Genomic DNA, 19,623 nt, shown 5'->3' on the forward strand with positions numbered 1-19,623 from the left:
GCCAGGTCTGCGACCTCCTCCTCCACCGCGCGCGCACGCGCGGGCCGTTCCTCCGTCGCCGCCTCCTGGAGGGCCGCCCGGCCGCGGCCGGGCGCGCGGCCGCCGCCGCGATGCTGGAGCGGTGGCCGGCCCTGCGCCGGCTGTGGCCGACCACCGTACGGGCCCGGGCGACCGTGGGGGCGAGCCTCGTCGTGGCAGCGGCCCTGTCACTGGCCTCGTTCGCCCTGCTCGGCCTGCTGGAGGCCAACCTGCTGCGCAACGCGGAGAACGACGCGCGGCGGCAGGCCGACAGCGTGGCGGAGCTCGCCGCCGCCGGTCGGCTCGACCGCGTCCGGCCGACGGGCCGCGGCGTCGAGTTCGTCCAGGTGGTGAGCGCCGACGGCAGCATCCTTTTCGCCACCCCCAACCTCCTCGGCGTCCCCGCGTTCCCCTCGGCGGGCCCCGACGTACCCGGGATCCGCTTCCAGACCTGGCGTGTTCGCCCGCTGGGCGGGGACCACCGTCAGCGGGTCGTCCGGGTCGTCACCGATACGCCGAGCGGTCCCGCCGTGGTGTACGCCGGGGCCTCCCTCCGCGACGCGGACGCCGCCGACGACACCACCACCGCGGCCCTCGTGATCGGCATGCCCCTGCTGCTGGCCACGGTCGCCCTCGTGACGTGGCGGGTCACCGGCCGCGCGCTGCGGCCCGTGGAGGCGATCCGCGCCGAGGTCGCCGAGATCTCCGACCGCGACCTGCACCGCCGGGTGCCCGTACCGGCCACCCACGACGAGGTCGCCCGTCTCGCGGAGACCATGAACTCCACCCTGGACCGGTTGGAGGCCTCCGGTGCCCGTCAGCGGCAGTTCATCGCCGATGCCTCACACGAACTGCGCTCCCCCATCACCGTCCTGCGCACGCAGTTGGAGGTGGCCCTGGCCGTCCGGGACCCGGAGCTGTGGCCCGAGCTCATCGGTGGCGCCCTGGAGGACGTCGAAAGGCTCCAGCACCTCGCCTCGGACCTGCTGCTGCTCGCCCGCATCGACGCCGCGCAGCCCGTGGCCGCCGTCGCACTGGACCTGACCGCCCTGGTGGACGAGGCCGTGGAGGCCCGGCTGGGCGACCGGGTTCCCGTACGCGTGTCGCTCGAGGAAGGGGTGGGCATCACCGGCAGCGCCCTGTGGCTGAGTCGGGTCGTCACCAACCTCTTGGACAACGCGCAGCGTTACGCGGACGGATCCGTGGAGGTCACCCTGCGCACCTCGAAGGGCCCGGGACCGCGCACGGCCGTGCTGGAGGTCACCGACGACGGTCCGGGCATCCCGCCGGCCGACCGTGACCGGGTCTTCGAGCGTTTCACCCGCCTCGACGACTCGCGCAGCCGCGATCACGGCGGGGCGGGCCTGGGCCTCGCCATCGCCCGGGACCTGTCGACCCATCACGGTGGGACGCTGACGGCCGAAAACGCCGTCCGGGGCGCGCGCCTGGTCCTGCGGTTGCCCGCCGCGCCCGTGGCGCCCGGCACGGACGCCACCCCGTCTATCATGCGTTCCAACCGTAACGAAGGGAGCACCCAGAGTGGGTAGCAGTGTCGAGACGCTCGAATTCCAGGCCGAGACGCGCCAGTTGCTCCGGTTGGTGATTCACTCGATCTACTCGAACAAGGACATCTTCCTTCGCGAGCTGATCTCGAACGCCTCGGACGCCCTGGACAAGCTGAGGCTTGAGTCACTGACCGACCCCGACCTCGGGGTCGATACCTCCGACCTGCACATCGTGCTGGAGACCGATCCAGACGCCCGCACGCTGACCGTACGGGACAACGGCATCGGCATGAGCCGCGACGACCTCGTGGAGCTCATCGGGACGATCGCCAAGTCCGGCACGGCCGGCCTGCTGGAGAAGATCAAGGACGCCGACGACCCCGCCGCGGCGCAGAACCTGATCGGGCAGTTCGGCGTCGGGTTCTACTCCGCCTTCATGGTCGCGGACAGGGTCACCCTGCGCACCCGGCGGGCAGGCGGCGAGGAGGGAACCCGGTGGGAGTCCGACGGCGAGGGCACCTACGAGATCGAGGCCGTCGACGGCCTGCCCGTGGGCACCTCGGTGACCTTGCACCTGAAGCCCGCCGACGGTGAGGACGGACTGGCCGACTACCTGGCCGAGTGGAAGATCCGTCAGATCGTCAAGCAGTACTCCGACTTCATCCGGTGGCCGATCCGGATGGCGGTCGAGCGCGCCGACGGCGATGACGCGACGACGTCCGAGGTCGAGACGCTGAACTCGATGAAGGCGATCTGGGCGCGGCCGCGCAGCGAGGTGACCGAGGCCGAGTACAACGAGTTCTACAAGCAGATCAGCCACGACTGGCAGGATCCGGCCGAGACCATCCACATGAAGGCCGAGGGCAACTTCGAGTACGAGGCCCTGCTGTTCGTGCCCTCGCAGGCACCGTTCGACCTGTACTCCCGCGAGAGCAAGCGCGGGGTGCAGCTGTACGTCAAGCGCGTCTTCATCATGGACGACTGCGAAGCGCTGATGCCGAACTACCTGCGCTTCGTCAAGGGGGTGGTGGACGCCCACGACCTGTCGCTGAACATCTCCCGCGAGATCCTCCAGCACGACCGGCAGATCCGCAGCGTGCGCCGGCGACTGGTGAAGAAGGTCCTCGGCGCCCTCAAGGGCGTGCGGAACGACGACAGTGGTCGCTACGCGGAACTGTGGTCCCAGTACGGCCGGGTCCTGAAGGAGGGGCTGCTGGAGGACACCGACAACACCGAGGCCCTGCTGGAACTGGTGTCGGCGGACTCCACGCACGACAAGGGGACGACCACCACCCTGCGCGAGTACGTCGAGCGCATGCAGGACGGCCAGGACACCATCTACTACCTGACCGGCGAGAACCGCACCACGGTGGAGAACTCTCCGCACATGGAGGCGTTCGCCGCCAAGGGGTACGAGGTCCTGATCCTCACGGACCCCGTCGACGAGGTGTGGACCGACCGGGTGCCGGCCTTCGACGGCCACCGGCTGCAGTCGATCGCCAAGGGCCAGGTCGACCTCGGCGGGCCCACCGGCGAGGACGAGGACGCCGAGTCCGGGGCCAGGCGCGACGAGGAGTTCGCCGCGCTGCTGCCCTGGCTGACGACCGCGTTGTCCGACGAGGTCAAGGAGGTCCGTCTGTCGTCGCGGCTGACGACCTCGGCCGCCTGCGTCGTCGGCGACGCCCAGGACATGACCCCGACCCTGGAGAAGATGTACCGGGCGATGGGACAGGAGATGCCTCCGGTCAAGCGGATCCTGGAGCTCAACCCCACGCACCCGCTGATCACCGCGCTGCGCACGGCGCACGGAGCGAACGCCGACGACGTCGCCCTGAAGGAGATCGCCGAGCTCGTGTACGGCAGCGCGCTGCTCGCCGAAGGCGGCGACCTGCCCGACCCCGCCCGTCTCTAACGCGCGGCTTCGCGCGACGCCCCGTCCGCGCCGCCGCCGGCGTCGTGCCGACGTCGCCCGGGGGTGGTGAGGACCACGAGCCGCTGGGTCGCCCGGGTCATCGCGACGTAGCGGTCCACCGCGCCCGCGACGCCCGGGCCGAAGTCCTGCGGGTCGACGAGGACGACCAGGTCGAACTCGAGTCCTTTCGACAGCGCCGGGGTCAACGACCGGACGCGGGACGTCGCACGGAACGAGGGATCCCCGATGACGCAGGCCACCCCTTCGGCGTGCGCGGCGAGCCAGCCGTCGAGGATCGCGTCCCGCTCCGTCACGGATCCGTGCAGGACCGGAATGCCGCTGCTGCGGACGGACGTCGGCACGTTGGCGTCCGGGAGCGCGGCGCGGATCACCGGCGCGGCCTCCGCCATGACCTCTTCCGGGGTGCGGTAGTTGACGCTCAAGGAGGCCACGGTGATCCGATCGATCCCGACCCGCTCCAGCCGTTCCCGCCAGGACTCCGTGAACCCGTGGCCGGCCTGGGCGCGGTCCCCGACGATGGTGAAGCTCCGGGACGGGCAGCGCAGCAGCAGCATCTGCCACTCGGCGTCCGTCAGTTCCTGGGCCTCGTCCACGACGATGTGCGCGAACGGCCCGGCGAGCCGGTCCCGGTCGGCATCGGGCAGCGCGGCCGCGTCGATCAGGCTGTCCTGGAGGTCCCTGCCGCGCAGCATCGTCACCGCGCCCTCGCCGTCGGCATCGGCGGCGAGCACGCTGTCGATGACCCCCGCCATGCGCTCGCGCTCGGCGGCGACGGACGCCTCGTGGCGGCGCTTGCGCAGGGACGCCCGCGGGTCGCCGAGGCGCTGCCGCGCCGCGTCCAGGAGCGGCAGGTCGGACACCGTCCAGCGTCGGGCGTCCGCGCGTTGCAGCGCGTGCGCCTCTTCGCGGCTCAGCCAGGGGGCGCACTTGCGCAGGTAGGCCGGCACCGACCACAGGTCGGCGACGAGTTCCGCCGGTTCCAGCGTCGGCCAGGCACGGTCGAGGGCCGCCGCCAGTTCCCGGTTCGCGCGCAGCGACCTGCGGAACAGTTCCTCCGGGACGTCCTCCTCGTCGCCGTCGTTGTCCCACTGGTGCTTCTCCAGCAGGATCGTCTCCAGTTCGGCGCGGATCTGCTCGCGCGCCTCGTTGTGCGCGGTGCCCGGCTCCACCGCGTCGAAGGCCGTGGCCCAGTCATCGGCGGTCAGCGGGATGTCGGACCAGTGGGTCGTGACCGTCATGCCCTTGGCGGGCGGCTCCTCGTAGATCCTGACGGCTGCCTCGATGGCCTTCACCAAGCCCGCGGAGGACTTCAGCCGGGCCACCTCCGGGTCGCTCTCGACCGTCGCCCCGGCTCCTTCGGCCACGAGGTCCTGGAGGGTGCAGGTCTGTACGCCCTCCTCCCCGAGGCTGGGCAGGACGTCGGAGACGTAGGCCAGGTAGGGGCGGTGCGGGCCGACGAACAGCACTCCGCCGCGCCGGTGTCCGAGCCGCGGGTCGCAGTGGAGGAGGTGGGCGGTGCGGTGCAGGGCGACGACGGTCTTTCCCGTGCCGGGGCCGCCGTCGACGACGAGGGCGCCGCGGGAGCCGGCCCGGATGATGGCGTCCTGGTCGGCCTGGATGGTGCCGAGCACGTCCCGCATCCGGGACGACCGGTTGGCGCCGAGGCCGGCGATGAAGGCGGACTGGTCGTCGAGGGCGGCGTGCCCCTCCAGGCCGTCGGTGGTGAACACCTCGTCCCAGTAGTCGCCGATCCGGCCACCGGTCCACCGGTACCTGCGCCGGCTGGTCAGGCCCATCGGGTTGGCGTGGGTGGCGGCGAAGAACGGCTCCGCCGCCGGGGAGCGCCAGTCGACCAGCAGCCGGCGGCCCGTGCTGTCGGTGAGGCCGAACCGTCCGACGTACAGGGGGCGGGCGTCCTCGGCGCCGACCATGCGGCCGAGGCACAGGTCCAGGCCGAAGCGGCGCAGCAGGCGCAGGCGGGCACTCAGTCGATGGATCTCCGCGTCCCGGTCCATCGCCTCCCTGCCCAGGCCTCCGGGTGCCCTGCGGGCGGCGTCGAGTCGCTCGGACACCTCGGCGATCGTGGAGTCGAGGCTCTCCGCGAGGGCCGAGAAGTGCTGCTCGTCGCCGGCGACCAACATGGGGTCGGCCTTGGCGGAAAGGTGGTCGGGAAGGTCGAACACGCTGGTGGTCAGCGGGTGCACGGATGCGGCTCCGATCTCGGGTCGGTCGTCGGCGACCCCGGTGTGCGGGAGGTTCTGTATGCGGGGGCGGGGGCGCGTCGGGGCGTCCGGGCGGGAATCGGGGGCGGCGTGCGGGCGCCGGCTGCGCCCCGACGCCGTCCAGCCGCTCGGTGAACTCCTCGTCCGGCGGCGCGCACGGCGGACCCCTCCTGCCTCTTGACATTGGCTTGGACCGGTGATTCTGCTTCACCACCGGGGCCTTGCCGCAAGCCCCCCTACGCGCTATAACTTGAGAGTGGCAAGGAGTGCGTATCCCTCCTTGCCTTTGTTGTTTGCCGCCCGTTGCGGACGGACCGCCCGGCGCGCGTGACGGGGCGCCGCGCGTGCGGTGGTCCCTCGTCCCGGTCGCGAGGGGGCCACGGACGTGGCACGCGTCGACGTCGATCCCGGGACCCTCGCCTGGCGGCACGAACTGCCGGAGGGCGTTCTCGTGTCCCGCGACGGCGCGGGCTCGAACTCGCGCCTCGTGGAGGCCCTCTGCGGGCCGGACGCAGGCCGGCTCACGGGCTGGGACGCCTGGTCCGGGCAGCGACGTTGGGAGCGTACGGAGCCGACGACCCACTCCGTGCTGGACGGCTGCGCACGCGACGCGGCCCTCCGCCGCACCGACCGGTGCGAGACGTACCTGGTGGCGGGCGAGCGGATCGCCCGGGTGGACCCGGACACGGGGGAGCCGCACCGGGTGGAGGGGCTGCGGCTCCCCGAGGGTCGGATCGACCGGGTGGCCGTCCAGGGCGGTGACCGGCTGCTCGTGCTGACCGCGCCGACCGAGGGCGACTGCCGGGCCACGGTGATGGCGAGCGCCGTCACTTCCGGATCGGGCGACGCGGGCCGGCGCCAGGACGTCACCTGGGACCAGCCCCAGGTCGCGCGCGACGCCGCCACCGGATGCCGGTGGGACCGCACCGTGCCGCTGGACGCCGGATTCCGCCTGGTGGTCCCGGACGCGCGGGGAGCGTACCTGCTGGACCCCTGCTTCGGCACCCTGCGACCCTTCACCCGCCTGTCCCCCGACGAGTGCCCGCTGCCCGACATCGAGGCTCGGACGGTGGTGCGCGCCCGGCCGGAGCGACCGCGACGTGCACGAGGCGGACCGGCCGGTGCGCCCGGCGGGCCTCGGGCCCGGCGCGGTACGGGTCGGTGAGGGGTTCTGGCGGGACGGGCGTCACCTGTACCTGTACGTGCGCGACGAACGGGTGCTGTGGCGCGCGGAGTCCGGGTGTCGCGCGAGGATCACCCGGCACGGCGAACTGGGTTACTGCACCGGCGGCGAACTCGTCCTGCTCAGGACGGTCGCCCCGCGCTGGGCGGGACGGGCGGCGCCTTGCCGGCCGGTGGCCGTCAGTACGAGTGGTCGACCGTGACGTCGGCCGACAGCCGCAGGGCCTCCTCGGCCGGCGCCCCGCGCAGCCCCAACAGGGTCAGCGTGAGGGCGTCGATCACCGCGAGGTGGGCCAGTCGGCCCGCCACGGTCTCCAGGCCGAACACCAGGTCCTGTCCGCCCGCCACGAGCGTGCAGTCGCTGGTCCCGCTCAGGGGCGAGCGGGCGTAGCTGGTGACGGCCACCACCTGGGCGCCGGCCCGTCGTGCGCGCCGGGCGGCGTCCACGGTGCTGCGCGTGGCGCCCGTGTGGCTGATGGCCAGGCAGACGGCGGGGGCCGTGAGCTGCGACGCCGCCAGTTGTGCGGTCAGCGGGTCGGCCGGCGCGTCGACCACGCAGCCCAGGGCGCGCAGCCGGTAGGCGGTGTCCAGGGCGACGGCGCCGGACAGTCCCGCGCCGACCACCAGCACCCGGGTGGCCGCGTCGACCAGTCCGGCCGCCGTGCTCAGTCGCTCCGGCGTCACCGTGGCCGCCAGCCCGTTCAGTGCCTCCTGGGCGGCGCGGACGGTGTCGGCCAGGGCGCGGGCGGCCGGGTCCCGCTCCCGGGAGGGTTCCGGCGCGGGTGCCTGCCGGGCGGCGTTGATCTTCAGCTCCTGGTAACCGCGGAACCCCAGCCGCTGGCAGGCCCGCACGACCGTGGAGGGCGCGGTGCCGGCGAGGGCCGCGACGTCGCTGACGCTGAGGTGCACCAGCTCCGCGCCCTTGTCCAGGACGACCCGCGCCACCCTGGCCTCGGTCTCGCGCAGCTCGGGCAGGTGGGAGCGGATGTGTGCGGCGAGCCCGTCCCCCGATGCGGAATGAATTTCCATGGGGCTAGTGTAGTGGGGAATCCTGTTCCACAACCCTTCCATGACTCCTCGGAGTCATGTCACTCCGTAGGACCACCGTGGGGAGCACACGTGCCCGGGAACCTGCCCTTCTTGACGGGCTCGGCCGCCGTGCCAGTCGTCGTCCTCGCCTCGGCGGTGCTGCACGCCACCTGGAACGGCCTCACCCACGGCCTGCGCGACAAGCTGGCCGGGTTCACCCTGATCAGCCTCGCCTCCGCCGGATCCGGCGCCGTCCTCGTCTGTTTCGCCCCGCCGCCCGCCCCGGCGGCCTGGCCGTACATCGCGGCCTCCGCCGCCCTGCAGGTCGCCTACCAACTGCTGCTCCTACGGGCCTACCAACTCGGCGACTTCGGTCAGATGTACCCGACCGCCCGGGGCACCTCTCCCGTCGTGGTGGCCCTGGTCTCCACGACCCTGCTCGGCCACTCCCTGCCGGTCGGACAGGCCGTCGGCATCGCGGTGATCTCCTGCGGCCTGGCCGGGCTCGCGCTGGCCGACGGCCTTCCGGGCCGCGCCCAGTTCCCCGCGCTCGCGGCCGCCGTCGGGACGGGGGTGATGATCGCCTCGTACACCCTCGTGGACGGCAGCGGCGTCCGCGTCTCCGGCAGCGTCTTCGGATACATCGCCTGGCTCTTCCTGTGCCAGGGACTCGTCCTCCCGTTGATCGCCCTGGCCCGCCGGGGGCCCGCGCTGTTCACCGCGCTGCGGCCGCTGTGCGGTCGCGGCCTGGTCGGCGGGCTGCTCTCCCTCCTGGCGTACGGGCTCGTCGTGTGGGCGCAGTCCCGCGGCGACCTGTCCACCATCGCCGCGCTACGGGAGACCAGCATCGTCTTCGGCGCCCTGATCGGCGCGTTCGTCTTCCGCGAACGGCTCGGTCACCGACGCGTCACCGCCGCCGCCACCGTCCTCGCGGGCATAGCCGTGCTCCAGCTCACCGGTCAGTAGCGCCCGTCCGACGGGTCACTTCGCGCAGGTGAAGGTCACCTGTGCGCTGCGTGCGCTCTGGTTCTGGTCCGGTAGGTGCAAGGTGACGAAGGTGCTCACCGTCGAGGCGTTCGGCTGTGGCGGGACCTCCACGACGTGCAGCAGGGCGTGGCCGGTGGTGGGGGGCTTGAAGTCGACGGAGCCGGGCGAGACCGGGGTGGAACTGGAGGCGAAGGTCCAGTAGTAGCGGACCTTTCCGGTGCCGGTGGCCGTGATCTTGCCGTCGAACTCGGCGGTGGTCGGCTTGGCGCAGTCGATGACGGTACCGGCGGGCGTCAGGACGACCACCTCGACCTTGGTGACCAGTACGTCCTGCTTGCCGCCGCCCGGTTTCTGGGCCGCGGCCGTGGCGCAGGTGACGCGCTTGGCCTGTTGGGACCCGGCCACCTTGTAGCTCACGCCGTACGCGCCCTGGCGCAGGCCCGGTCGGTCCAGGACCCCCTTGGCGTTGACCTTGACCTGCACGGACGTCTTCGGCCCCTCGATGCGCACCGTCTGGTTCGCGGGGAACCCGCCGAGGTGGAGCTTGTAGGACGTGTCACCGGCCGGCCCGCCGTTCCCACCCGGCAGCAGTTGGCAGGAGGGTGCCGCGGGGGCGGCTCCCGGCTGCGTCGCCGTGCCGCCGTGGGCCGCCAGGGCGGGGGTGAGGGCGACGGAGGAGGCGAGGAGCGGAGCCGCGAGGAGCACGAGACACCGACGCCGGTTGGTCTGCCCGTTCATCGCGCTGCCCTTCGTGAGGAGAGCCCCGAGCGAGGACCTCAGGATATCGGCCGTCGCCTCCACGGGCAGCGCGTGCGGCACGTGCGGCTCCCGGTCAGGTGTTGTCCCGGTCCGGGCGCGGATCGTCCGCGGGTCGGAGCTGTTCCACCGTGCTGGTGCCGCTTCCCGGCCGGGACTCCCACGTCCACGTCTCCTCCATGCGGAGGCGGCCGTCGGCGAGCTCGGTGATGAGGGAGACGCAGTGCCCGGAGGCGGTCGTGCCGTCGGTGCGGAGTTGGACGTAACGGAAGTCGATGGTGTCGCCGGCCCGGGTGCCGACCAGGTGGCCCTTCACCACGTCCCCGCCGGCGTACTCGGCCCATATGCGTCCGTCCGCCTCGTGGTATTCGAACAGGGTCCGCAGACCGACCTGCCCGGGCTCCTGGTCGGCGATGGGGGCGAACGTGAGGCCGTCGAGCGAACGCGTCATGAATGGTCCTCGGAAGTGGGAAGTGGGTGGGTTGGCCGGTGTCGCATACTGCCCGACGCCCGTCGGAAAGGCGGAGTGGGGTGGGCCCCGGGACTATCTGCCGAAGAGGAAGAAACGGGCCGGGACGAAGATCTCGTGGCCGGTGGGGAAGCGGACGCGCACCCCGGACTCCGTCCATGTGGTCGATTCGACGCCCTTCGCGCCGAGGACCGGGTCGATGTCCAACCAGTGTCCGTACGACGCCCCGGGATATCTTCCGACGATCATCTTGTAGGAGTGCCGGCCGGACAGGGTGTGTTCGTGCACCAGCCCCAGGTGGTGCGGTGCCTCGTCGGCGTACTTCACGTTCGAGGGGGCGGCGCTGGTGTACGTCACCTCGGTCCGGGGCCACCAGAGGACCGTCAGGAGACCGGCGGTCAGGAGGATCCCCGCCGCGGCGCCGAGCAGCAGCCTGCCGATCCCACTCGTGCGGCGGGGACCCGCGACCCCGCCGGACCTCTCGGGTGTGTTGGTGTCGATGGTGTTCCTCCAGGACCTCGCTCCGCACCCGGTCGGTCGGAGACGGCTCTGCGCGGAAGACGCGGAAGCGGGCCGACGGGTTGTCGTGACGGCGGCTCAGTTCCGTGTGCGCGCCTCGGCGGGTGCTCGCGCGCGCCCGCCGGCGCCGGGTGGGCGACGCGTCGTCCGCGACCCGTCCCATACCCTCGTGCAGGAGATGCTCCGTGATGCCGTGCGCATCCGTACCCGAGGAGGCGACGGTGAGGGGAACAGGCCTGCGGTGGTGGCTCGCGGGGGCCGTGACCGCGCTCTGCGTGGTGCTCCTGGGCCCCAGCGCACCGAGCAGTGCCCTCATCGTCAGGCCGCTACCGGCCCACGCCGTGCAGCACATCGTGCCCGACCGGGTCGCCACGTGGAACATCTGCAACCCCTGTGGTGGGGTCGGGCAGAACCTCGGCCGGGCCGCGGAGATCGCCACGTACGCGCCCCAGGTCATCGGCCTGCAAGAGGCGTGCGTGCGCGACGTGGAGAAGATCCGTGAGTACCTGAGGAACTTCTACGGACTCGACTACCACGTCGAGTACGGCATGGTCCTCCGGAACCGGAACCGCTGCGGGGGGCTTCCGTGGAGCCCGGGGGCCTTCGGCCAGGCCATCCTCTCGGCGGCGCCCATGACGGACAGCAGGCAAGTGGAATACCCCGACGGTGGATCCGAGGACCGCGGGTACATGGCGGTCACCACCACCGTGGGCGGTCGATCCGTCCGCGTCCTCAACACCCACCTCGCCCAACGGCGGCAGGAGACGGTCCGGGCGGACCAGGTCGGCGTACTCGCCGCGGAGGTCGCCCGGCACGACCGGGCCATCGTCCTCGGGGACTTCAACGCCGTGCCGGAAGCCTCCGAACTCGGCCCGGCATGGGCCCTGGCCGCGGACGCGGACCCGCAGTGCCGACCCTCGCCCGGCGCGGGCTGCGGGCCGACCACCGACTGGAACATGAAGTTCGACTACGTCTTCCTGCGGGGCATCACCCCACGGGCGCAGCACGTGCAACCCAGCCGGTACTCGGACCACCACCTGGTGCACGCCGATCTGAACGTCACCTGAACCCGACTCGAAGCCGGCTCGAAGCCCGCTGTCGGATCAACCCTTCCAGGCGCGTCGCACCCTGCCCTCCTCGACCTCGAAGTTCAGGCGGCCCTCCAGGTATTCCAGGGTGATCATCGCGCCCGGCGGCAGTCGGCGCAGGGTCGACCAGCCCCGTAGGCGGGCCCGTTGTTCGGCCTCCCCCGCTTCGAGCCCGACGTAGCGGGTCGGGTCGTCGTCGGGGGTCGGGTCGTCGTCGGGGGTCTCGGGGAGGGAAGAAGGAGTCATGGGTCCCTCCTGCCCCGCCGGTCCCCTGCCGACTCCCCGGGCGGCGGAGCGGTGCGGAGCGGTGCGGGGCGGTGCGGGGCGGTGCGGGGCGGCGCCGGAGGACGCCCGGGGAGGATGGTCGGCAGTGGCGCGAAATCGGACAGGTGTCCGGTCCGGTGGGATCCGGAACCGCCCGACGAAAGCCCTACTGACCAGTACTTTCGGCGCCCCGACCGATGCGGATGCCCGTTGAATTCTCGCCTTTCATTCACGTCGACGCATGACGCCCGGAACGCCGATATCAGGAATGGGCCACCCTTCGAAGGCGCGCGGACACCCTGGAGCCCCCTGCGGATCAGGGCCGCAGCGTTGACCCCTCAGTAACTTGCCGCTACTTTCGCTACGTCCACCGAACTGCCCGAATTCCCGTTCCGGGCGCGCGCGACCTCATGCCTTCCTTCGGCGCTTTCGTTTGACCGAAATTTCCCCCCGGGTAATGCATCGCACATTCGGAGAATTATGACGTCGGCAGAGCACGTCCTGGACCTGGTCATTGGATTGACTCCTTTCGGTGAGCCCGACGCGCGGCTGGCGGCCGCCGTGACGCGCGGCGGGGGGCTCGGCGTGCTGGACCTCGGGAGCGGGGACCGCGCCGCCCGGAAGGAGTGGGCCGACCTGCGCGGGTGGCTGCCCGGCCGCCACGGGATCCGCGTCGGTCCGCGGTGCCGATTACCCCTCGACGACCTCGTCCGCGACGGCGCCCCGCCCCACACCGTGATCCTCGGCGTCGGCTCCGCGTGGTCTCCCGGCATCCTGCCCCGCGGCGTGCGCGTCCTGGCCGAGGTGACCGGGGCGGACGAGGCCCGGGCCGCCCTGGACTCTGGCGTCCACGGCCTCATCGCCCGTGGCGGGGAGTGCGGGGGGCGGATCGGCGAGCTCGGCACCTTCGTCCTGCTCCAGCAACTGCTCGAAATGGTCGGCCCCGACGGTCCACCGGTGTGGGCCTGCGGCGGCATGGCGCCGGGCACGGCCGCCGCGGCCGTGGTGGGCGGGGCCGCGGGCGTGGTGCTCGACACCCAGCTCGCGCTGCTGGCCGAGTCGGCGGTCCCCGAATCCGTCGCGGCCGTACTGCGGGGCATGGACGGCTCCGAGACCACGGTCATGGGGGGCCACCGGTTCCTGCACCGCCGCGCCCTGGGCGCCGGGCCCACGGACGGGGTTCCCGACGACCCGGCACGGGTGGCGGCCCTGCTCGGCGGTCGTGACCCGGACGGGCAACTGCTGCCCGTGGGCCAGGACGCCTTCCTCGCGGCCCGTTTCGCGGACCGCTACGGCGACGCCGCGAACGCCGTCCGCGCCGTCACCGAAGCGGTGCTGACCGCCGTGGAGGGGGACCCCGCCACCGGCGTCCTGCTCCCCGGATCGGCCATGAGCCGCGCCCTGGGCACCCGCCTGCCGATCGCGCAGGGCCCCATGACCCGCGTCAGCGACGGCGTCGACTTCGCCCGGGCCGTGGCCGACGGCGGGGCCCTGCCCTTCCTGGCCCTGGCGCTCGCCGGCGGCGACCGGGCCCGCGCCCTGCTCGCCGAGGCGGGGACGGCGTTGGCCGGCCGCCCCTGGGGGGTCGGCGTGCTCGGCTTCGCCCCCGAGGAAACCCGTACCGCCCAGCTGGAGGCCGTCCGCGCCCACCGGCCCACACACGTGATCATCGCCGGCGGCCGGCCCTCACAGGCGCGGTCCCTGGAGGCCGACGGCATCAAGGCCTTCCTGCACGTGCCCTCGCCGGGACTGCTGCGCCAGTACCTGGAACAGGGCGCCCGACGCTTCGTCTTCGAGGGCGCCGAGTGCGGCGGCCACGTCGGGCCCCGCAACAGCTTCCCGCTGTGGGAGGCCCAACTCACCGTGTTGGGCGACTGGATGGACGAGAACCAGGGCCGCGGGCACGGCCCGGGAGGGCGGCCGGGTCCCGACCGGGAGCAGGGCACGGACGACGCGGCGGGCATCGAGGTGTTCCTCGCGGGCGGGATCCACGACGCCCGCTCGGCGGCCATGGTGGCCGCGCTCGCCGCCCCGCTGACCGCCCGCGGCTGCGCGGTGGGCGTCCTGATGGGCACCGCCTACCTGTTCACCGAGGAAGCCGTGGCGTGCGGGGCGGTACGGCCCCTCTTCCAACGGCAGGTGCTCGCCGCGGAGCGGACCGCGCTGCTGCGCACCGCCCCCGGGCACGCCACCCGGTGCGTTCCCAGCCCGTTCAGCGACGGATTCCGCGAGGTGGAGGCCGGGCTGCGTGCCGAGGGCGTTCCCGGGCGCGAGATCTGGGAGCGGCTGGAACGGCTCAACGTCGGCCGGTTGCGGATCGCCAGCAAGGGTGTCGAACGCACCGGCGCCGGGGCCCTGGAGACCGTGGACGAGTCCCGCCAGTACGCGGAGGGCATGTTCATGGCCGGCGAGGTGGCGGTGCTGCGCAACTCGACCACCACCGTCGCCGCTCTGCACGCGTCCGTCACCGAGGGCGCCGTGGACTTCCTCGACCGGCGCACCGCCGGCCTCCGCGGCGACCGCGTACCCGGGGCGGACCCCGCCGAGAACGCCGCCGACGCCGAGCCCGCACCGGCACCGCTGGACGTGGCGATCGTCGGCATGGCCTGCATGTTCCCGCAGGCTCCGGACCTGGCCGCCTTCTGGTCGCTCGTCCTCGACGGCCGGGACGCCGTCACCGAGGTGCCGCCGGAGCGCTGGGACCCCGCCGTGCACCACTCCCCCGAGCCCGGGGCCGCCAGCGCCTCGAAGTGGGGCGGTTTCCTGCCCCGGATCCCCTTCGACCCGCTGCGCTACGGCATCCCGCCGACCTCACTGGGCAACATCGAGCCCGTACAGCTCCTGGCCCTCGAATCCGCCCGGCGCGCCCTGGAGGACGCCGGGTACGGGGAGGAGGGCCGGGCCTTCGACCGGACGCGGACGGGGGTCGTCTTCGGTGCCGAGGCGGGCAGCGACCTGTCCAACGCCACCACCCTGCGGGCGGTGCTCCCCTCCTACTACGGGCACGTCCCCGCCGAACTGGACGACCAGTTGCCGCGGTTCACCGAGGACACCTTCCCCGGCATGCTGGCCAACGTCATCTCCGGGCGGGTCGCCAACCGCCTCGACCTGCGCGGCGCCAACTACACGGTCGACGCGGCCTGCGCCTCCTCCCTGGCCGCCGTCGACGCCGCCTGCAAGGAGTTGGTGCTGGGGACCAGCGACCTGATGCTGTGCGGGGGCGCCGACCTGCACAACGGCATCAACGACTACGCCCTGTTCACCTCCGTGCACGCCCTCTCCCCCACCGGCCGGTCGCGCCCCTTCGACGCCGGCGCGGACGGCATCGTCCTCGGGGAGGGCGTCGCCTGCGTCGTCCTCAAGCGCCTCGCGGACGCCGAGCGCGACGGCGACCGCGTGTACGGCGTGATCAAGGGGGTCGGCAGTTCCAGCGACGGCCGTTCCCTCGGGCTGACCGCCCCGCGTCCGGAGGGCCAGCGCGCCGCCCTGGAGCGCGCCTACCGCAACGCCGGTGTCTCGCCCGCGCAGGTCTCCCTCGTGGAGGCGCACGGCACCGGCACCGTGGTGGGTGACCGCACCGAACTGGGCGTGCTCACCGAGGTGTTCTCCGAGGCGGGCGCGGCGAGCGGCGCGTGCGTGCTGGGATCGGTGAAGTCGCAGATCGGGCACACCAAGTGCGCCGCGGGACTGGCCGGGCTGATCAAGACCGCGCTCGCCCTGCACACCGGCGTCCGACCGCCCACCCTGCACCTGGCGAAGCCGGTGTCCGCGTGGAAGGAGGGCGAGAGCCCGTTCGTCTTCCACCGGGAGGCGCTGCCGTGGCCGGACGCACCCGAGCGGCGGCTCGCGGGGTTGAGCGCCTTCGGTTTCGGCGGCACCAACTTCCACGTCGTGCTCGCCGCGCACGGCGGTGACGGACCGCCTCCGGTCCACTCCCGGGACGACTGGCCGGCGGAGCTGTTCACCTTCCGGGGCGCCACCGCGGCGGCGGCCCGCCGAGCCGCCGCCGAGCTGCTCGACCTGGCCGCCGGGGCCGAGTCGGGGGCGACGCCGTGGCGGCTGCGCGACCTGGCCGTCACGGCCTCGCACCGCGCAGCCCGCGCCCAGGGGCCCGTGCGCGCCGCGTTCGTCGCGCACGACCCCGCCGACCTGCGCCGGCGGCTCGGACACGTCCTCGAAGCGCTCGACGCCCACACCGCCCTCGACGACCTTCCGCCCGATGCCACCCCCGCCCCGGAGGCGGCGCGCCTTCCCGCGGCCGCCGCCGGAGGTCCGGCGCCGGAGGTCCACCTCGCGGAGCCGGCGGATGACGGCGGCCCCGGCCTCACGGCGTTCCTGTTCCCCGGACAGGGCAGCCAACGTCCGGGCATGTCCGCGCACCTGTTCACCACCTTCCCGGAACTCGGCCGACTGCTGAACACCCGCGGTGGCGCCCACGTCCCCGCGGCCCTCCACCCGCCCGCCGCGTTCGACGACTCCGGACGGGAGCGCGACCGACGGGCCCTGACCGACACCCGGGCGGCCCAGCCGGCCCTGGGCATCGTCGAACTCGCCGCGTACGACGTCCTCACCCGCGCCGGGGTCCGCCCCGACCTGGCCGCCGGTCACAGCTACGGAGAACTCGTCGCCCTGTGCGCGGCGGGCGTCATCGACACCGACGCCCTGCCCGGTCTCAGCGCCGCACGGGCGGCCGCCGTACTCGGCGCGACCGGTGACGATCCCGGCACCATGGCCGCCGTCGCGGCCACGCCCGAGGAGGTCGAGCGGGTCCTCGGCCGGCGGCTGCCGCAGGGGCTGGTCCTCGCGAACCACAACGCCCCCCGGCAGAGCGTCCTCTCCGGCCCGACCGCCGCCGTCGACGCGGCGCTGAGAACGCTGCGCGACGCCGGTCTCGGTGCCAAGAGGCTGCCGGTCGCGTGCGCGTTCCACAGTCCGCTGGTCGCGGCCGCCGGCCCCGCCTTCCGTCAGGTCCTCGCACAACAGGCGCTCCGGGAGCCGGAGTTCCCGGTCTGGGCGAACCGGACCGCCCGCCCGTACGAGTCCCGCGCCGACTCCGTGCGCGACGAACTCGCCGCCCAGATCGGTTCACCCGTGCGCTTCGTGGCCCAGATCGAGGCCATGTACGAGGCCGGTGCGCGCACCTTCGTCGAGGTGGGGCCCGGCCGGGTGCTGACCCGGCTCGTCGCCGACATCCTGGGCGACCGCCCGCACCGGGTCGTCGCCTGCGAGCCCCGGCCCGGCAGTGGTCTACCGGACCTGCTCGACGCGCTCGCCCGGCTCGCCGTCGCCGGACTGCCCGTGGTGACGGACTGGATGTTCCGGGGCCGCGACGCCGTCGACATCGACCGGACACCGGCGCCGCGCCGCGCCGGTTGGACGGTGGACGGACACCTCGTACGCACCGCCGCCGGCGAGACGCTCCCCGGCGCCCTCGCGCCCGCCCGACGAGTCGAGGAGATCCCCGTGACAACGAATCCCGGTCAGCCGCCGACCGGTTCCGCCGACGCCCTCGTCGCGGAGTTCCTCCGCACCAGCCGGGACATGATCGCCGCGCAACGCGACGTCCTGCTGGCCTACTTCGGCACCGCCCCGGAGCCGGGACACCCCCTGGGGAGAACGGGGCCGCCGGCGCCGGCGCGGGAGCTGCCGCAGCTCCCGGCCGCCCCCGGGGCGTACGTCGAGGCGTACCCCGAGCCTGCCGCCGCGGGCGGTGCCGTGGCCCCGCCGGCCGTCGCGGCGGTGGTCGCCGGAGCCCCGGAGGCTCCGGGGGACCTCACCGAAGCGGGGGTGCTGCGCACGGTGCTGGAGCTCATCAGCGAGCGCACCGGCTACCCCCTGGACATGGTGGAGCCCGACCTCGACCTGGAGGCGGACCTCAGCGTCGACTCCATCAAGCGCGCCGAGATCGCCGGTGAGCTGGCTCGGCGCCTGGGCGCCTTCGACGGCTCCGCCGCGCTCTCCCTGGACGACACCGAGCTGGAGGAGCTCACCCGGGCCCGGACCGCCTCGGCGATCGCGCACTGGCTGGTCACCCGCGTCTCCGGCCCCTCGGACGGCGAGGGCGGCGCAACCGCAGCCGAACCCACCACCGCGTCCTCACCCGAACCCGAACCCGTCTCCGTCTCCGCGTCCGCGGTGCACGACGCACCCGGCGAGCCGCCACGCGCCGCCGCCCCCCGGCGCTTCCGGATGTCGCCGGTACCGCTGCCCGACCCGCGGGGTCCCGAACCGGTCGGACTCGCCGGTGCGCGGTACGCCCTCGTCGGCGACGGCAGCGGGGTCTTCCGCGGGGTCGCGGCCGAACTGTCCGCACGCCTGACGGGGCTCGGCGCCGAGCCGGTCGCGTTCGCGGCCGACCACGCCCCGAGCGGGGACGACGGGCCAGTGGCCGGCGTCGTCGTCCTCACGGCCCTCGGGGAGGACGGCGCTCCGTTCCTGCCGGCGGGTTTCCCCCTCGTACGGGACGTCCTGCGCGGCGGACCCCGCCGGCTGCTCCTCGCCCACGAGGCGGCCGGGATCCGGGCCGCGGGAGTGGACGGGCTGTTGCGGTCCGCCGCCCGGGAGTACCCGGCCGTGGGCGTGCGCTCGGTCGGGCTCGACCTCGGCGGCGCCGGGTCCCCGGCCCGCGCGGCGGACGCGCTGGTGGCCGAGCTCCTCGCGGACGACGCCGTACCCGTGGTGCTGCGCACCCCTGCCGGGCGGTTCACGACGGAGCTGACCGAGGCGCCGCTCGGGGCGCTGGGCAGCACGGGAGCGGGACCGGCCGGTGAGGGCGCCGCGGAGGTGGCGGCGCTGGGCCTGGACCGGGAGAGCGTCGTGGTCCTCGTCGGCGGCGCGCGGGGGATCACCGCGCGCTGCGCGGTCGCGCTCGCGACCGCCTCACGGTGCCGGATCGAACTCCTGGGCCGCACCCCGGTGCCGGACGGACCCGAGGACCCGGAGACCTCCGGCGCCGTCGACCGGGCGGCCCTGCGGGCCGTGCTCGCGGGTACCGGCCGCTACGGCACTCCCGCCGAGATCGACCGCGCCGCCGACCTGGTCCTGGCCCGGCGCGAGGTGACCGCGACGTTGGACGCGCTGAACGCCGCTGGCAGCCGGGCCCGCTACCGCAGGGTGGACTGCCGGGAGGCACCCGCCGTACTCCAGGCGGTCAAGGAGATCCACGCCGAACACGGTCGCGTCGACGGGGTGGTGCACGCCGCCGGGATCATCGAGGACCGGCTGATGGAGGAGAAGTCCGTCGCCTCGTTCGGTCAGGTCTACGGCACCAAGACGGAGAGCGCCTCGGCGTTGCTCGCCGCCCTGGAGCAGTTGCCCCGACCGCCGTCCTTCGCCGTGCTGTTCGGCAGCATCGCCGCGGTGCTCGGAAACCGGGGGCAGTCGGACTACGCGGCGGCCAACGACGCCCTGGAGGCGATCGGTTCCGCGTGGGCCGCACGGACCGGAGGGCGCGCGCTGACCGTCCACTGGGGACCCTGGGCTCCTTCCGCGGACCACGCCGGCATGGTCGGGCCCGAGCTTGCCCGGCACTACGCGCAGCGCGGGATCACCCTCATCGACCCCGAGGAGGGCGCCCTGGCCCTGTTGCGGGAGCTCGCCTGGGGCGAGGAGACGGTCCGCTCGGTCGTCCACACCGCCTCGGAGTGGTGAG

12 protein-coding genes are annotated in these 19,623 nt (G+C 73.6%); 6 read left to right on the forward strand and 6 right to left on the reverse strand.

Features of this window, described 5'->3' with window-relative positions; all coding sequences use genetic code 11:
* Positions 1-110 precede the first annotated feature (110 nt).
* Positions 111-1,565: a sensor histidine kinase gene (locus ACFVS6_RS24170; RefSeq protein ID WP_389706831.1), complete on the forward strand. Its 1,455-nt coding sequence runs from the start codon at positions 111-113 to the stop codon at positions 1,563-1,565.
* The gene (htpG, locus tag ACFVS6_RS24175) at positions 1,558-3,435 is read left to right on the forward strand and encodes a molecular chaperone HtpG (protein WP_389706784.1); all 1,878 of its coding nucleotides are present in this window, start codon (positions 1,558-1,560) and stop codon (positions 3,433-3,435) included. Before ACFVS6_RS24170 ends, htpG begins: the two co-directional genes overlap by 8 nt.
* Here htpG and helR read toward each other — a convergent pair.
* Positions 3,432-5,660: an RNA polymerase recycling motor ATPase HelR gene (helR, locus tag ACFVS6_RS24180; protein ID WP_389706786.1), complete on the reverse strand. Its 2,229-nt coding sequence runs from the start codon at positions 5,658-5,660 to the stop codon at positions 3,432-3,434. The two genes, htpG and helR, sit on opposite strands and share 4 nt — an antisense overlap.
* Positions 5,661-6,063: 403 nt before the next feature.
* Between helR and ACFVS6_RS24185 the strand changes: the two genes are divergently transcribed.
* On the forward strand, positions 6,064-6,843 hold the full coding sequence (locus tag ACFVS6_RS24185) for a hypothetical protein (RefSeq protein ID WP_389706788.1): 780 nt from the start codon (positions 6,064-6,066) through the stop codon (positions 6,841-6,843).
* 197 nt (positions 6,844-7,040) lie between these two features.
* On the opposite strand, the gene ACFVS6_RS24190 is transcribed toward ACFVS6_RS24185, so the two are convergent.
* On the reverse strand, positions 7,041-7,889 hold the full coding sequence (locus ACFVS6_RS24190) for a MurR/RpiR family transcriptional regulator (RefSeq protein ID WP_389706790.1): 849 nt from the start codon (positions 7,887-7,889) through the stop codon (positions 7,041-7,043).
* A gap of 90 nt (positions 7,890-7,979) precedes the next feature.
* Here ACFVS6_RS24190 and ACFVS6_RS24195 point away from each other — a divergent pair, with 90 nt between their 5' ends.
* Positions 7,980-8,855: an EamA family transporter gene (locus ACFVS6_RS24195; RefSeq protein ID WP_389706792.1), complete on the forward strand. Its 876-nt coding sequence runs from the start codon at positions 7,980-7,982 to the stop codon at positions 8,853-8,855.
* A gap of 15 nt (positions 8,856-8,870) precedes the next feature.
* Here ACFVS6_RS24195 and ACFVS6_RS24200 read toward each other — a convergent pair whose 3' ends face one another.
* The 3 genes from ACFVS6_RS24200 to ACFVS6_RS24210 form a co-directional block, all read right to left on the reverse strand.
* Positions 8,871-9,695, reverse strand: a complete 825-nt coding sequence (locus ACFVS6_RS24200) for a hypothetical protein (protein ID WP_389706794.1) — start codon at positions 9,693-9,695, stop codon at positions 8,871-8,873.
* Between the two features lie 13 nt (positions 9,696-9,708).
* Positions 9,709-10,083 (reverse strand): hypothetical protein, encoded by a 375-nt coding sequence (locus tag ACFVS6_RS24205; protein ID WP_389706796.1) that lies wholly within the window; start codon positions 10,081-10,083, stop codon positions 9,709-9,711.
* A 93-nt stretch (positions 10,084-10,176) separates the two neighbouring features.
* On the reverse strand, positions 10,177-10,458 hold the full coding sequence (locus tag ACFVS6_RS24210; protein WP_389706798.1) for a hypothetical protein: 282 nt from the start codon (positions 10,456-10,458) through the stop codon (positions 10,177-10,179).
* A 350-nt stretch (positions 10,459-10,808) separates the two neighbouring features.
* Between ACFVS6_RS24210 and ACFVS6_RS24215 the strand changes: the two genes are divergently transcribed.
* Complete coding sequence (locus ACFVS6_RS24215; protein ID WP_389706800.1) at positions 10,809-11,687, forward strand: endonuclease/exonuclease/phosphatase family protein; 879 nt, start codon at positions 10,809-10,811, stop codon at positions 11,685-11,687.
* 36 nt (positions 11,688-11,723) lie between these two features.
* Here the strand turns inward: ACFVS6_RS24215 and ACFVS6_RS24220 are convergent, their stop codons facing one another.
* Positions 11,724-11,954, reverse strand: coding sequence for an I78 family peptidase inhibitor (locus ACFVS6_RS24220; protein WP_389706801.1), 231 nt, complete (start codon positions 11,952-11,954; stop codon positions 11,724-11,726).
* 498 nt (positions 11,955-12,452) lie between these two features.
* On the opposite strand from ACFVS6_RS24220, the gene ACFVS6_RS24225 reads away from it, so the two are divergent.
* A complete protein-coding gene (locus tag ACFVS6_RS24225) occupies positions 12,453-19,622 on the forward strand; it encodes an SDR family oxidoreductase (protein WP_389706803.1) in 7,170 nt (2,389 codons plus the stop codon).
* Position 19,623 lies beyond the last annotated feature (1 nt).

The sequence above is a fragment of the Streptomyces sp. NPDC057939 genome, assembly GCF_042887545.1.
In the GTDB taxonomy this organism is placed as follows: Bacteria; Actinomycetota; Actinomycetes; order Streptomycetales; family Streptomycetaceae; genus Streptomyces.